Raw genomic sequence first — 13,883 nt, 5'->3', positions numbered from 1 at the left:
GCGATGAACGTACGCTGGGTGGCGTATGACGAACGCACATGACATCAACGCCGAGTTCGATCTCGACGACGAGCTAGCGGCCACCGACGAGTGGGAGTCCGACGACCCCGACTCGGAGTTCGAATCCGGCTACGTCGATGAGCCCGACCCCGAGGACCTCACCACCGGTGAGCTGGACCTGGCCGAGCGCCACCAGCTCCGCCGGGTCGCCAGCCTGCGCACCGAGCTCGAGGACATCACCGAGGTCGAGTACCGCCAGCTCCGCCTCGAGCGAGTGGTGCTCGTCGGGGTGTGGACCGAAGGGTCGGTCGAGGACGCCGAGAACTCCATGGCCGAGCTCGCCCTGCTCGCCGAGACCGCCGGCTCGGAGGTGCTGGAGGCGATCTACCAGCGCCGCCAGTCGCCCGACCCCGCGACGTACATCGGCCGCGGCAAGGTCGAGGGCCTCGCCGAGATCGTGCGCGCGACCGGCGCCGACACGGTGATCTGCGACGGCGAGCTCGCGCCCAGCCAGCTGCGCAACCTCGAGGACCGGCTCAAGGTCAAGGTCGTCGACCGCACCGCGCTGATCCTCGACATCTTCGCCCAGCACGCGAAGTCCAAGGAGGGCCAGGCACAGGTCGAGCTGGCCCAGCTCAACTACATGAAGCAGCGGCTGCGCGGCTGGGGCGGCAACCTCTCCCGTCAGGTCGGCGGCCGGGTCGCCGGCGGCGCCGGCATCGGCGGTCGTGGTCCCGGTGAGACCAAGATCGAGACCGACCGGCGCCGCATCAACACCAAGATCGCGAAGCTGCGCCGCGAGCTGAAGGAGATGAAGGGGACCCGCGACACCAAGCGCCAGGAGCGCCGTCGCCACCACATCCCCAGCGTCTCGATCGCGGGCTACACCAACGCCGGCAAGTCCTCGCTGCTCAACCGGCTCACCGACGCCGGCGTGCTCGTCGAGGACGCGCTGTTCGCGACGCTCGACCCCACGACGCGTCGTACGACGACCTCCGACGGCCGGGTCTACACGATGAGCGACACCGTCGGCTTCGTCCGGCACCTGCCGCACCAGCTGGTGGAGGCCTTCCGCTCGACGCTGGAGGAGGTCGCGGACGCCGACCTGATCCTGCACGTCGTCGACGGCTCGCATCCCGACCCGGAGGGCCAGCTGACCGCGGTGCGCGAGGTGTTCGCCGAGATCGGTGCGCTCGACGTCCCGGAGCTGGTCGTGATCAACAAGGCCGACCTGGCCGACCCGATGGTGATCGCGCGGCTGCGCCAGCGCGAGCCGCACTCCGTCGTCGTCTCCGCCCGCACCGGCGAGGGCGTCGCCGAGGCGTTGCGGGTGATCGAGGGCGAGCTGCCGCGGCCGGGCGTGGAGTTCAAGGCGCTGCTGCCGTACGAGCGCGGCGACCTGATCAACCGGCTCCACCAGCACGGCGAGATCGAGTCGCTCGAGCACACCGGCGACGGCACGATCGTCGTCGGCCGCGCCAACCCCGACCTGGCGGGCGAGCTCGCGGCGTACGCCGTCTGAGCCGGGTCGGGCGGTCCCGGGGAGGGGCGCCCGCTACACCCCGCCCAGCCGCCTGAGGTCGGCCAGCACGTCCTCGAGCCGGTTCACGGGGGACAGGTGCCCCTCGTCGTCGTCGAGGTGCGCCTCGGCGCCGGGGACGTGCGCGGCCAGCCACACGCCGTGCGCGAAGGGCACCATCGCATCCTGCCGGCCCTGCCAGATCGCGACCGGCACCCGGATGTCGGCCAGGTCGAAGCCCCACGGCGTGACCGCCGCGATGCCGTCGTCGCGGATGCCGACGGCGCCCTGGGCCGCGGCGTGGTTGAAGCACCTGCTCATCCAGTCGGCGAAGTCGGCGGTCACGATCGCCTTGTCGACCGGGGTCACCAGCCCGCCCAGCGCCTCGGCGATCTGGTCGGGCGAGGCACGGAGCATCGGCATCATGTTCTCGACCACGAAGCGCTCGTAGGTCTCGGGGCCGGCCTCGGCGGCGGCGTACTCCTCGTGATTCTCCTCCGCCATCCCGGCGAACCAGTCCAGCCCGTCGGCGTGGTACGGCGCGACCCCGGCGAGCGAGGCGGCCGCCCGGCACCGCTCGGGGAGCAGCGCCGCGCAGGCCAGGGCCCGCGGACCCCCGCCCGACCAGCCGAGCGTGAGGAACTCGCCGATCCCCAGGTGGTCGAGCACGGCGACGGACTCGACCACGTCGTCGACGTACCGGCCGGGAGCGGGCCGCGGCGTCGAGGTGCCGTAGCCGGGCCGTGAGAACGTCACGTGCCGCAGGCCCGCGGACGCGAACTGCCGCTCGAGCGCCGGGCTGAGGGCCACGGCGGACGGCGAGCCGTTGTGGAACAGCAACGGGAAGCCGTCCGGGTCGCCACCGTCGAGCACCTCGATGCGGCGGCCCTCGGGCCCGGGGATCTCGACGACGTCTGCCACGGGCCCAGAAGATCACGATTCGGTAGCACTGACGCGGTTTCTGCGTCATTCCGGAACATCCGCGCCGTCTGGTCGCTGACGCTGGTGTGGTGAGGCCTCGGGGGGAGAGCGTGGACGTGTGGGTACGTCGGCCGGTGCTGGTCGGCGCGGTGCTGGCCGTCGTGCTCACGGCCGCGCTGACCGTGCTCGTCGGCGTGCGCGCGATCGGCAGCGACCCGTCCCGCTGTGACCGGTTCGCCGCCGACTCGCGGGCCCGCGCCGCGGTCGTCACCGGCAGCGGACCCCGGGTCGTGGTCGTCGGCGACTCCTGGTCGGTGGGCCTCGGCCTCGACGAGTCCGCCCGGTCGTGGCCCTCGCGGTTGCCGGGGGCCGTGCACGTCGCCGGCTTCTCCGGTTCCGGGTTCGGTGCCCGCGCCAGCTCCTGCGGCGCGGTGTCCTTCGCCGACCGCGCGCCCGCCGCACTGCGCGGGGGCGCCGACCTCGTGGTGGTCGAGGGCGGCCTCAACGACTACGACCAGCCCGACGCCGCCGTGCGCTCCGGCTTCCGGCAGCTGATGCGGCAGCTGCGCGGGTACGACGTGGTCGTGGTCGGCCCCGCCGCCGCGCCCTCCCGCGCCCGTGCCGTCCCGCGCGTCGACGCGCTGCTCGGCCGGCTGGCCGGTCGGTACGACGTGCCGTACCTGCCGACCGTGGGACTCGAGCTGACCTACCTGCCCGACCGGCTGCATCTCACCCAGGACGGCCACGACGCCTTCGGCGACTACGTCGCCGACCGGCTCGCGGCGCTCGGCCTGGTCTGACCGGCCCGGGCCTGGGGACGGCCCGCGCCGCCGGGGGTGGCCGGGGCTAGGGTTCTCGGGTGCCCGACGCTCCCACCGTGACCCCCGCCGTGACGGAGCTGCTGCACACCGCGGTGACGGCGCTCGGCGGGCAGGAGCGCACGGGCCAGGTGCGGATGGCCGAGGCCGTGACGGAGGCCATGGAGAGTGAGCAGCACCTGCTCGTCCAGGCCGGCACCGGCACCGGCAAGTCCCTGGCCTACCTGGTGCCGAGCCTGCTCCACCGCGACCGGGTGGTGGTGGCGACCGCGACCCTCGCACTCCAGCACCAGCTGGTCGAGCGCGACCTGCCGCGGCTGGTCGAGGCGGTGCAGGGCAGCGGCGTCGACACGTCGTACGCCGTGCTCAAGGGTCGCTCCAACTACGCCTGCCTGCACCGCATCCGCGAGGGGGTGCCCGACGATCAGGGCGCCCTCGACGTCGAGCTGCCCGAGGGCTCCCTCGGCAAGAAGGTCCTCGAGCTGCGCACCTGGGCCGAGGCGCAGGTCGAGCAGGGCGGCACCGGCGAGCGCGACGGCGCCCCGCGGCACACCGACCGCGAGTGGCGCCAGGTCAGCGTCAACCACCGCGAGTGCCTGGGCGCCGCCAAGTGCCCGTTCGGGCTCGAGTGCTTCGCCGAGCGCGCCAAGGAGAAGGCGCAGCGCTCCCACCTCATCGTCACCAACCACTCCCTGCTCGCGATCGACGCGATCGAGGGCGTGCCGATGATCCCCGAGTACGACGTGGTCGTGATCGACGAGGCCCACGAGCTCACCACGCGCGTGACCCAGGCGGCCACCGACGAGCTCTGGGCGGCGGAGGTCGAGCGGGCGGCCCGTCGCAGCCAGAGGCACGTCGACGGCTCCGAGGCCGATGACCTGGCCGACGCGGCCGACGCGCTCCGGACCGCGATGACCGAGGCCCGACCCGGCCGGTTCGACGCGATCCCCCAGGACCTCGCCGACGCGCTCGTGCTGGTCCGCGACGCGGCGCGGGCCTGCGCCTCGGCGTACCCCAAGGGCAACGACAAGGAGGAGGACGGCGGCGACGCCGGTCGCCAGCAGGCGAAGGGCGCCGTGCAGGAGGTGTTTGCCACCGCCGAGCGGATGGCCGCCGACCTCGACTCCGACGTGCTCTGGCTGACCGAGGGCACCGAGCGGATGCCACCGAGGCTGTGCGTCGCGCCGCTCCAGGTCTGGGGTCCGATGCGCGACAAGCTGCTGGCGGACAAGACCGTCGTCTTCACCTCCGCCACGCTGATGCTCGGCGGCGACTTCTCCTCGGTCGCGACCAGCGTCGGGCTCAAACCGAGCGAGCGGGTCGCCGAGGGCGAGCCGGCGCCGGCGACGACCGGCGACGCGATGCCGTGGCGCGGACTCGACGTCGGCAGCCCCTTCGACTACGGCAAGCAGGCGATCCTGTACGTCGCGCGGCACCTGCCGCCCCCGGGCCGCGACGGCATGGGCGCGGCGACGCTCGATGAGATCGTCGAGCTGGTCGACGCGGCCGAGGGCCGCACGCTGGGCCTGTTCTCGAGCCGTCGCGCGGCCGAGGCCGCCGCCGAGGTGGTGCGCGAGCGGCTGCCCCACCTCACCACGCTGGCCCAGGGCGAGGCGCAGCTGCCCGAGCTCGCGGCGCAGTTCGTGGGCGACCCGCACACCTGTCTCTTCGGCACGCTCAGCCTGTGGCAGGGCCTCGACGTCCCCGGCGACACCTGCCAGCTGGTGCTCATCGACCGGATCCCGTTCCCGCGCCCCGACGATCCGCTGCTCAGCGCCCGGCAGAAGGCCGCCGACCAGGCCGGCGGCAACGGCTTCATGCAGGTCGCGGCGACCCACGCCGCGCTGCTCCTCGCCCAGGGCGCCGGCCGCCTGGTGCGCACCCACACCGACCGCGGCGTGGTCGCGGTGCTCGACCCGCGGCTGGCGACCGCGCGGTACGGCGGGTTCCTCAAGGCCAGCTTGCCGCCGATGTGGACCACCACCGATCCCGCGCTGGTGCGGCAGGCGCTGCGCCGGCTGGCGCAGGCGTAGGCCGCCCGCGGGTCGGGCCGCGCCTCAGCGGACGGCGCGGATCCGGTAGCGCATCCGGGAGTGGTCGTCGCGCGGGAGGCCGCGGCAGGAGTACTCCACGCCGTCGACCTGACCCTGCCAGCACCGCGAGCGGATGCTGGCATTGGCGAGCGTCAGGTCGACCCGGCGCACCCGGCCGCTCCCGAAGCGCACCTCGGCCGTGCCGACGCCCTTCCGGGAGAGGCGCACCATCGTCCGGTGCGCCCGGCCCTGCTCGTCGTACCAGGTGAGGACGGCGGCCGACCCGCGTCGCTTGGCGGGCAGGTCGACGGCGACCCGGAGTCGCCGCTGCTTCAGCTCGGGCCCGGGGCGCACGCTCAGCGTGGTGCTGGCGAGGTGGTTGACGCGGACCTGCTGCCAGCCGGTGTCGTGGCTGGCGGGGGTGAACGTGTGCGCCCGGGTGGGCGCGGCCCGGTAGCTGCGGCCCTCCTCGTAGGTGCGCCGGGGACGGCGGTTCGCGTCGGCGAACTGGGCGTAGACCCGGCGCAGGTCGGTGCCGCGGCTCGCGAGCTCCTTGCTGACCGCCTGGATCGAGTAGTCGTCGGGCCCGTTGCGGGAGCCGTCGGCGCGCTCCCAGATCTTGCGGACGATGACGGGCATCCGGCCCTGCGACCGGGGGAACCGCTCGCTGAGGTAGCGGAAGAAGATCCACGCGCCGTAGTGGCGCAGCGAGTCCCCGAACTGGTCGAGCGACTGGCGCGGCTGGCGCATCGGGCTCATCGGCAGGTACTGGAGGTTGTCGTTGATCCGGTCGTAGACCTCGTCCTCCGCCCACACGGCGGTCGCCTCCATGAACCAGGCGTCCTCGTTGTAGTCGTAGGCGAACTGCACGGCGTGGAAGAGCTCGTGCGCCGCGGTCACCTTCAGGCTCTGGATCGGCTTGCGCGGGAATCCCTGGAAGGTGTGGTCGAGCGCGCAGTAGGCCCAGGTGTCGTAGGGGCCCTCCGCCGGTGGGGCGACGTCGGTGTCGCAGTACCCGTACAGCCCGTACTGCTGCTCGGCCGCGAAGTCCACCAGGTAGATGTCGAGCAGGCCGTCGCCGCCACCGCGGGCCCCGTCGGACTTCGGGGTGCGGTAGCCCGCATTGGCGTACGTCGACAGCACCCGGTCGACGACCGAGCCGACCTTCTTGATCCAGCGCGGCGTGATCGCGGTGTCGGTGGAGCGCCAGTGCACCCGCGCGGACCCGAAGTCGCGGTAGACGTCGGCGCTGGGACGCTTCGTCACCCGGCGGGCCGCGGCGCGGTCGGCCGCCGACAGGTCGTCCATGCGCAGCCGCAGCTCGCGCAGCGCCAGGGTCAGGTCGCGTCCGGTCTGCTCCTCGGTGTCGTCGCCGGTCGCCTGCCGCTGTGCCGGGGCGGGCGTCGCCTGGGGCGCGAGCAGCTCCTGCACCTCCTCCAGCGCCGCCGCGGCGGCGTCGGGGGAGTCGGAGGTCGAGGTGGACGCGGGGCTCTCGGGCTCTGCCCCGGCCGGTGCGGCGAGGCTCCCGACGACGAGGGCCTCGAGCGCGAGCGTCAGCAGGACGGTCGCGGGCAGCAGACGTCGTCCGAGGGGGGAGCGCATTGCCCTACTGTCCCCGACGGCACCAAGAATCGCCCAACCGCCACCCCGGACGAGGTGGGCGGCGTCAGTCCAGGACCGAGGTGTCCTCGCACGACGGCCGCTCGTCCGCCAGTCGATCGAGCGGATCCGGCTCGGAGGGTGGACGGTCGGGGGCGACCGCGGCCCGCCGGCGCCGGGGCCAGCGCAGCGGGACCTTCCCGATCGCCTGCGCGGCCACCCAGCCGACCAGGACGACCAGCCAGCCCACCATCGCGTCGATCACCCAGTGGTTGCCGGTGCCGACGATGACGACCGCGGTGCCGATCGCGTAGATCCAGCCGAGCACGCGGACCCACTTGCGGGTCGCGTACACCTGCAGGGCGAGCGCCACCCAGAGCGACCACCCCGCATGCAGGGAGGGGAACGCCGCCAGCTCGTTGGTCAGCCCGCCGACCCCGCGGGGCGCGGAGGCGTCGGCGCCCCACCAGCCGTCGGCCGCGTGCAGGCTGAGCACGTCGACGTACCCGCTGATGAAGCGGGGCGGGGCGGTCGGCATGAACAGGTAGGCGAGCAGGCCGAGCAGGGTGGCGATGACCAGGGCGCGGCGGGCCGGGCCGTAGCGGTCGGCGCCGAGGCGCCAGAGCCAGACCAGGACCGCGGCGGTCACGACGTAGTGGAGTGTGGCGTACCAGTAGCTGCCGGCCAGGCCGAGCACCCGGTGGTCGGTGAAGAGCTGGTTGAGCGGCGTCTCCCAGTGGATGCCGATCAGCTTCTCGATGTGCAGCAGGTCGTTGGCCCGGTCGAGCGCCGGCTGCATGGACGTGTCGGCGAGCAGTCGGGCCAGGCTGTAGAGCACCCAGAGCCCGAGGATCAACAGCAGCTCGAGCAGGCCTCGGGCCCAGCGGGGGAGGGGCCGCCTGGGCGCGATCACAGGTGCTGTCGTCACAGCACCACCGTCGTCCATCAGCCCTCCCGTGCCATCGGGGATCCTCCCCGAGTCAACCCCGAGGTCTGGTCGGGCAATTCCCCGAGGGGGAGTACATCGCGTCGATCAGACCCGTCGCAGCACGGCGGTCACCTTGCCGAGGATGGTGGCGTTCGTGCCGTCGATGGGATCGTAGTTGGGATTGTGCGGCAGCAGCCACACCTTTCCGTCCTTGCGCTGCAGCGTCTTGACCGTGGCCTCCCCGTCGATGAGCGCGGCCACGATCTCGCCGTTCTCGGCCGTCTGCTCCTTGCGGATGACGACGTAGTCGCCGTGGCAGATGGCGGCCTCGACCATCGAGTCGCCGGAGACCTCGAGCAGGAAGAGCTCGCCGTCGCCGACCAGCTGCTTGGGCAGCGGGAAGACCTCCTCGTAGCGCTCCTCGGCCAGGATCGGTCCGCCGGCGGCGATCCGACCGACCAGCGGCACGTAGGACGCGGCGGGCACGCTGTCGCCGAGGCCGGTCTCGTCGTAGGACGACTCCTCGGCGGCGCCGAGGGAGCGGCGGGCCGCCATCACCTCGGGCAGGAAGACCTCTAGGGCGCGGGGCCGGTTGGGGTCGCGCTTGAGGAAGCCCTTCTCCTCGAGCGTCTTCAGCTGGTGGGCCACGCTGGAGGAGCTGGTCAGCCCGACCGCCTCGCCGATCTCGCGCATGCTGGGCGGGTAGCCCCGCTTCTCGATCGAGTCCTTGATCGTCGCGAGCACGCGCTGCTGTCGCGGGGTGAGCCCGGTCGCGTCCGCGGGGCCGTCGGGCAGCTCTCGCACCGTCATCTTCTTGGCCATGGGTCGACGTTAGCCCGTTCGGCCGCCGTCTTCAAACAGTTGTTCGAACGGCGTGTCGAGTCCGCCACCCCGTACGAGCGTCGAACAAATGTTCGCCTGGGCCCTTGTGTCGTTCGAACAGATGATCTAACGTCGTACACGTGTTCGATCGAACGGCTGATCGAGTGGGTGTCCGGATCGGCTCCTCCGGGACTGTCGGTGGCCGCCACTAGAACTGCTCTCGACGAACACGGACCGACGGCCCCGGAGCGGGGCCACTTCCCCAGGAGGTCACCAGATGAGCACCATGACGATCGACCAGACGTTCGACCGGACGTTCGACCCCACCGTGGAGCGGGCGCTCCGCGGTCGCTCCGGCCACACGGACGGCGGGGTCCGGCTGACCCGGCGCGGCCGGGTGGTGGTCGTGGTGCTCGCGCTGTTCGCCGTGCTCGCCCTCGGGGTGGTCGTCGCGGGCGGGTCGGTCGCCACCCGCGACTCCGGCGCGCCGGAGCCCACCGCGGTCGTGCAGGTCGGCCCGGGCGACACCCTCTGGGAGATCGCATCCGTGGCCGCCGGTGACGGTGACGTCCGCTCGATGATCGACCGGATCGAGAAGCTCAACGCGCTCGACTCCGGGATGCTCGTCGCCGGTCAGCGGCTGCTGGTCCCGGTCGGCTGACATCCGTCCCCGGTGCGCTGACGTTCGCCACCGGGGCCACCCAAGACTTCGCCGGCCGCCTCGACCCCGGCCGGCGAGACCGGGGAAGACGAGGGGCGGGGCCGTTCGGCTCCGCCCCTCGAGGTATTTCGGGCCCGGTGGCGGAGCTGCCGGACCCGGCCAGCGTGCCCCGTCCTAGCGTGCCCCGTCACTAGCGCGCGGCCCGTCGCCCGCCGATCGGTCGCGGCGCCTCCTCGGCGTCCGCCGTGCCGCGGGGCGCGGGTGGCTCGGTGATCCCGAGCCGCCGGGTCAGTCGGGCGAGCAGCATCATCCCGAAGAACAGGCAGGCGACGGCGCCGACCGAGGCGACGGCCAGGAACCACCAGGCCCGGTCGTCGCCACCCCGGGCGGTGGCGCCGAAGTCGATCGCGGCGTACACGAGGTACCCCCAGGCCACGACGCAGGCCGTGATGCCGAGCGCAAGCAGCAGCAGGGCCGGCTGGAAGGTCCGCCTGCGCCGGGGTCCACGGCGCGACCCGGCTCGCTTCCCACCCGTCGCACCCCGCACCCGGCCATTGTGGCCGATCGACCCAGCGGTCGGGGGAGGCTTCCCGGGCATCCGCCCGGTCGCCGGCCCCCATCGGGGGGCGACGCGCCGGTTCCGGAGCCCGTGTCGCCCGGCCGCTGCGGCCCTGACCTGCGGCTTTGCGGGTGGCGGGACGGACCGGTCAGAACCACCTCGACCTGCCCTTGCATCGCCCTTCGCCGGGGCGTACGGTTACCACTACATCTAGTACTTACAACGATGTAGTTATCCACATCTAGTTCCACAGGGGACGGTGGATGACTCACAGCGAACTGCTTGTTGTACACAGGGAAAGCCCCAGCTCTCCACAGCCACACCCACCCCGCCGGGACACCGCGCGGAGGGGGCGGCAGCGTGCGGAGGCTGGGCGAGACCGAAGGGAGGAGGGGCCCGATGCACTGTCCGTACTGCCGCAACACCGACACCCGGGTCCTCGACTCCCGGGTCGCCGACGACGGCGGCTCGATCCGCCGCCGGCGGGCCTGCTCGGCCTGTGAGCGCCGGTTCACGACCGTCGAGCTGATGCAGCTGACCGTGCTCAAGCGCTCGGGGGCCAGCGAGCCGTTCAACCGCGAGAAGGCGGTCGCCGGCGTGCGCAAGGCCTGCAAGGGCCGCCCGGTGTCCGAGGACCAGCTGGCCTGCCTCGGTCAGGTGGTCGAGGACGCGCTGCGGCTCTCCGGCGCCGCCGAGATCGAGGCCCACGAGGTCGGCATGGCCATCCTCGGGCCGCTGCGCGCGCTCGACGAGGTCGCCTACCTGCGCTTCGCGAGCGTCTACCGCGCCTTCGAGTCGGCCGACGACTTCGAGAAGGAGATCGCGGCCCTGCGCGCGGAGCGCCTCGAGCGCGTGCTCGCGGAGCCCGCGCCTCAGCCCGTCCCCACGGGCTGACCACAGACGGCCCGGCGTGCGTAGTGGGGAAGCTGCGTACGCCGGGCCCACCACCTCGCTTGTCGAGCGACCTCAACAGACGTCAACAGACGCAGCCGCCGCACTGTCGGTGGCACCAGCAAGTATCGAACCAGCACATCAACCTCGAGAGACGGGACGCAGAGGGATGACCGAGACGGTGAGCGGCGGAGCCCAGGGACAGGCGCCGGGCAAGGGCAAGGCCAGGAAGGGCGCGGGCCTGAAGATCCAGCGGGTCTTCAGCACCGAGGGCGTGCACCCCTACGACGAGATCACCTGGGAGCGCCGCGACGTCGTCCAGACCAACTGGAAGACCGGTGAGACGGTCTTCGAGCAGCGCGGCGTCGAGTTCCCCGACTTCTGGTCGGTCAACGCCTCGACCATCGTCACCACGAAGTACTTCCGCGGCGCGGTCGGCACCGACGCCCGCGAGTGGAGCCTCAAGCACATCGTCGACCGCGTGGTGAAGACCTACGCCAAGGCCGGCGTCGACCACGGCTACTTCGCCACCGCTGCCGACGCCGAGGTCTTCGAGCGCGAGCTCACCTGGCTGCTCGTGCACCAGTACTTCTCGTTCAACTCCCCGGTCTGGTTCAACGTCGGCACCCCGTCGCCGCAGCAGGTCTCGGCCTGCTTCATCCTCTCCGTCGACGACTCGATGGACTCGATCCTGAACTGGTACAAGGAGGAGGGCTTCATCTTCAAGGGCGGCTCCGGCGCCGGCCTGAACCTCTCCCGCATCCGCTCCTCCAAGGAGCTCCTCTCGTCCGGTGGCACGGCGAGCGGCCCGGTCTCCTTCATGCGCGGCGCCGACGCCTCGGCCGGCACCATCAAGTCCGGCGGCGCCACCCGCCGTGCGGCGAAGATGGTCGTGCTCGACGTCGACCACCCCGACATCGAGGAGTTCGTGGCGACCAAGGCGCGCGAGGAGGACAAGATCCGCGCGCTGCGCGACGCCGGGTTCGACATGGACCTCGGCGGCGTCGACATCACCTCGGTGCAGTACCAGAACGCCAACAACTCCGTCCGCGTCTCCGACGAGTTCATGCGCGCGGTCGAGGACGGCACCGACTTCGGCCTCCGGGCCCGCAAGACCGGCGAGGTCATCGAGCGGGTCGACGCCCGCGATCTGTTCCGCAAGATCAGCGAGGCGGCGTGGGAGTGCGCCGACCCGGGCCTGCAGTACGACGACACGATCAACGACTGGCACACCAACCCCGAGACCGGCCGGATCACCGCGTCCAACCCGTGCTCGGAGTACATGTCGCTCGACAACTCCTCGTGCAACCTGGCCTCGCTGAACCTGCTGAAGTTCCTCAAGGACGACGACACCTTCGACGCCGCGCTGTTCGCGCAGGCAGTCGAGCTGATCATCACCGCGATGGACATCTCGATCTGCTTCGCCGACTTCCCGACCGAGGCGATCGGCCAGACGACCCGCGACTACCGCCAGCTCGGCATCGGCTACGCCAACCTCGGTGCGCTGCTGATGGCGATGGGCCTCGGCTACGACTCCGAGGGTGGCCGCTCGATGGCGGCGACGATCACCTCGCTGATGACCGGCGCGTCGTACAAGCGCTCGGCGGAGCTGGCCGGCATCGTCGGTCCGTACGTCGGCTACGCCCGCAACGCGGAGGCGCACAAGCGGGTGATGCGCAAGCACCAGGCGGCCAACGACACCGTCCGCACGCTGCACATCGCGGACAGCCAGGTGCACAAGCTCGCCACCCAGGCGTGGGCCGACGTGATCGCGCTCGGCGAGACCAACGGCTTCCGCAACGCGCAGGCCTCGGTGCTCGCGCCCACCGGGACCATCGGCTTCATGATGGACTGCGACACCACCGGCATCGAGCCCGACTTCTCGCTGGTGAAGTTCAAGAAGCTCGTCGGCGGCGGCTCGATGCAGATCGTCAACCAGACCATCCCGCGTGCGCTGAAGAAGCTCGGGTACGTCGACGAGCAGGTCGAGGCGATCGTCGCCTACATCGCCGAGCACGGCCACGTCATCGACGCGCCGGGCCTGCGGACCGAGCACTACGAGGTCTTCGACACCGCCATGGGGGCCCGCGCGCTCAAGCCGATGGGCCACGTGCGGATGATGGCGGCGGCGCAGCCGTTCCTCTCCGGCGCGATCTCGAAGACGGTCAACCTGCCGGAGACGGCGACCGTCGAGGAGATCGAGGAGGTCTACCTCCAGTCGTGGAAGCTGGGCCTCAAGGCCACCGCGATCTACCGCGACAACTGCAAGGTGGGCCAGCCGCTCGCCGACGGCGGAGGCAAGGCCAAGAAGGACGCCGCCGACGCCGCGGCCAAGGTCGAGTCCGAGGTGGAGCCGAAGGTCGTCGAGAAGGTCGTCTACGCCCCGGTCCGCAAGCGGCTCCCGAAGTCCCGGGTCTCGCGCACCACCTCCTTCACGGTGGGTGGCGCGGAGGGCTACATGACCTCGGGTGCCCACGAGGACGGCTCGCTCGGCGAGATCTTCCTCAAGCTCGGCAAGCAGGGCTCGACCCTGGCCGGCGTCATGGACGCGTTCTCGATCGCGATCTCGATCGGCCTGCAGTACGGCGTGCCGCTGGAGACCTTCGTCTCGAAGTACACCAACCAGCGCTTCGAGCCGGCCGGCCTCACCGACGACGCCGACATCCGGATGGCCCAGTCGGTGATGGACTACGTCTTCCGTCGGCTGGCGCTGGACTACCTGCCGTTCGAGACCCGTCAGAGCCTGGGCATCTACTCGGCCGAGGAGCGCCAGCGCTACCTCGAGACCGGCTCCTACGAGCCGCTCGAGGACCACGGCAACACCGCGGCCGAGCTGGTCGCTCCGGCCATCGAGCTCCGCGCCGACGACCCGGAGGCCGAGGACTCCTCGGCGGTTGAGGTGCGAGGCGAAGCGAGCCTCGAAATCTCCGAGTCGGTGGCGGCCAAGCCCGCCCCGTCCACCGCCCACACCAGCGCCGAGCTGCTCGAGCAGATCACCGGCACCGCGGTCGACAGCCCGCTCTGCTTCACCTGCGGCACCAAGATGCGCCCCGCCGGCTCCTGCTACGTCTGCGAGGGCTGCGGCAGCACGAGCGGCTGCAGCTGAGCGACGCTCGGCTTCTCGGGACGTCA

11 protein-coding genes are annotated in these 13,883 nt (G+C 71.9%); 6 read left to right on the top strand and 5 right to left on the bottom strand.

The features are described from left to right. The first annotated feature begins 25 nt into the window (after nucleotides 1–25). On the top strand, nucleotides 26–1,522 hold the full coding sequence (gene hflX / locus FHU40_RS06220; RefSeq protein WP_183591365.1) for a GTPase HflX: 1,497 nt from the start codon (nucleotides 26–28) through the stop codon (nucleotides 1,520–1,522). 33 nt (nucleotides 1,523–1,555) lie between these two features. Here hflX and FHU40_RS06215 read toward each other — a convergent pair whose 3' ends face one another. Continuing rightward, nucleotides 1,556–2,440 carry an alpha/beta fold hydrolase gene (locus FHU40_RS06215; protein WP_183591364.1) on the bottom strand — a complete coding sequence of 295 codons (885 nt, stop codon included), beginning with the start codon at nucleotides 2,438–2,440 and terminating at the stop codon, nucleotides 1,556–1,558. A gap of 89 nt (nucleotides 2,441–2,529) precedes the next feature. Between FHU40_RS06215 and FHU40_RS06210 the strand changes: the two genes are divergently transcribed. Further along, nucleotides 2,530–3,240 (top strand): GDSL-type esterase/lipase family protein, encoded by a 711-nt coding sequence (locus FHU40_RS06210; protein WP_183591363.1) that lies wholly within the window; start codon nucleotides 2,530–2,532, stop codon nucleotides 3,238–3,240. A 59-nt stretch (nucleotides 3,241–3,299) separates the two neighbouring features. After that, nucleotides 3,300–5,291 carry a helicase C-terminal domain-containing protein gene (locus tag FHU40_RS06205; RefSeq protein ID WP_183591362.1) on the top strand — a complete coding sequence of 664 codons (1,992 nt, stop codon included), beginning with the start codon at nucleotides 3,300–3,302 and terminating at the stop codon, nucleotides 5,289–5,291. Between the two features lie 24 nt (nucleotides 5,292–5,315). Here the strand turns inward: FHU40_RS06205 and FHU40_RS06200 are convergent, their stop codons facing one another. The 3 genes from FHU40_RS06200 to lexA form a co-directional block, all read right to left on the bottom strand. After that, complete coding sequence (locus tag FHU40_RS06200) at nucleotides 5,316–6,893, bottom strand: MXAN_6640 family putative metalloprotease (RefSeq protein ID WP_183591361.1); 1,578 nt, start codon at nucleotides 6,891–6,893, stop codon at nucleotides 5,316–5,318. Nucleotides 6,894–6,957: 64 nt separating this feature from the next. Further along, nucleotides 6,958–7,818, bottom strand: a complete 861-nt coding sequence (locus tag FHU40_RS06195) for a phosphatase PAP2 family protein (protein WP_183591360.1) — start codon at nucleotides 7,816–7,818, stop codon at nucleotides 6,958–6,960. Between the two features lie 105 nt (nucleotides 7,819–7,923). After that, nucleotides 7,924–8,640: a transcriptional repressor LexA gene (gene lexA / locus FHU40_RS06190; RefSeq protein ID WP_183591359.1), complete on the bottom strand. Its 717-nt coding sequence runs from the start codon at nucleotides 8,638–8,640 to the stop codon at nucleotides 7,924–7,926. Nucleotides 8,641–8,917: 277 nt separating this feature from the next. On the opposite strand from lexA, the gene FHU40_RS06185 reads away from it, so the two are divergent. Further along, complete coding sequence (locus FHU40_RS06185) at nucleotides 8,918–9,301, top strand: LysM peptidoglycan-binding domain-containing protein (RefSeq protein WP_183591358.1); 384 nt, start codon at nucleotides 8,918–8,920, stop codon at nucleotides 9,299–9,301. A gap of 190 nt (nucleotides 9,302–9,491) precedes the next feature. On the opposite strand, the gene FHU40_RS06180 is transcribed toward FHU40_RS06185, so the two are convergent. Beyond that, nucleotides 9,492–9,848, bottom strand: a complete 357-nt coding sequence (locus FHU40_RS06180) for a hypothetical protein (protein WP_183591357.1) — start codon at nucleotides 9,846–9,848, stop codon at nucleotides 9,492–9,494. Nucleotides 9,849–10,259: 411 nt separating this feature from the next. Here FHU40_RS06180 and nrdR point away from each other — a divergent pair, with 411 nt between their 5' ends. Then, nucleotides 10,260–10,754, top strand: coding sequence for a transcriptional regulator NrdR (gene nrdR, locus FHU40_RS06175; protein ID WP_183591356.1), 495 nt, complete (start codon nucleotides 10,260–10,262; stop codon nucleotides 10,752–10,754). 166 nt (nucleotides 10,755–10,920) lie between these two features. Continuing rightward, the gene (locus FHU40_RS06170) at nucleotides 10,921–13,857 is read left to right on the top strand and encodes a vitamin B12-dependent ribonucleotide reductase (protein ID WP_183591355.1); all 2,937 of its coding nucleotides are present in this window, start codon (nucleotides 10,921–10,923) and stop codon (nucleotides 13,855–13,857) included. Nucleotides 13,858–13,883: the final 26 nt, after the last annotated feature.

Origin of the sequence: Nocardioides soli, assembly GCF_014191495.1 — a bacterium.
Taxonomy (GTDB): domain Bacteria; phylum Actinomycetota; class Actinomycetes; order Propionibacteriales; family Nocardioidaceae; genus Nocardioides; species Nocardioides soli.
Note: the sequence above shows the minus strand (reverse complement) of the source record. Positions and strands in the feature narration are given on the sequence as shown.

Excerpts from the sequence above, each read along its gene's own strand:
- nrdR (WP_183591356.1), top strand. The coding sequence starts at position 10,260 with ATGCACTGTCCGTACTGCCGCAACACCGACACCCGGGTCCTCGACTCC.
- FHU40_RS06200 (WP_183591361.1), bottom strand. The coding sequence starts at position 6,893 with ATGCGCTCCCCCCTCGGACGACGTCTGCTGCCCGCGACCGTCCTGCTG.
- FHU40_RS06185 (WP_183591358.1), top strand. The coding sequence starts at position 8,918 with ATGAGCACCATGACGATCGACCAGACGTTCGACCGGACGTTCGACCCC.
- hflX (WP_183591365.1), top strand. The coding sequence starts at position 26 with ATGACGAACGCACATGACATCAACGCCGAGTTCGATCTCGACGACGAG.
- FHU40_RS06170 (WP_183591355.1), top strand. The coding sequence starts at position 10,921 with ATGACCGAGACGGTGAGCGGCGGAGCCCAGGGACAGGCGCCGGGCAAG.
- lexA (WP_183591359.1), bottom strand. The coding sequence starts at position 8,640 with ATGGCCAAGAAGATGACGGTGCGAGAGCTGCCCGACGGCCCCGCGGAC.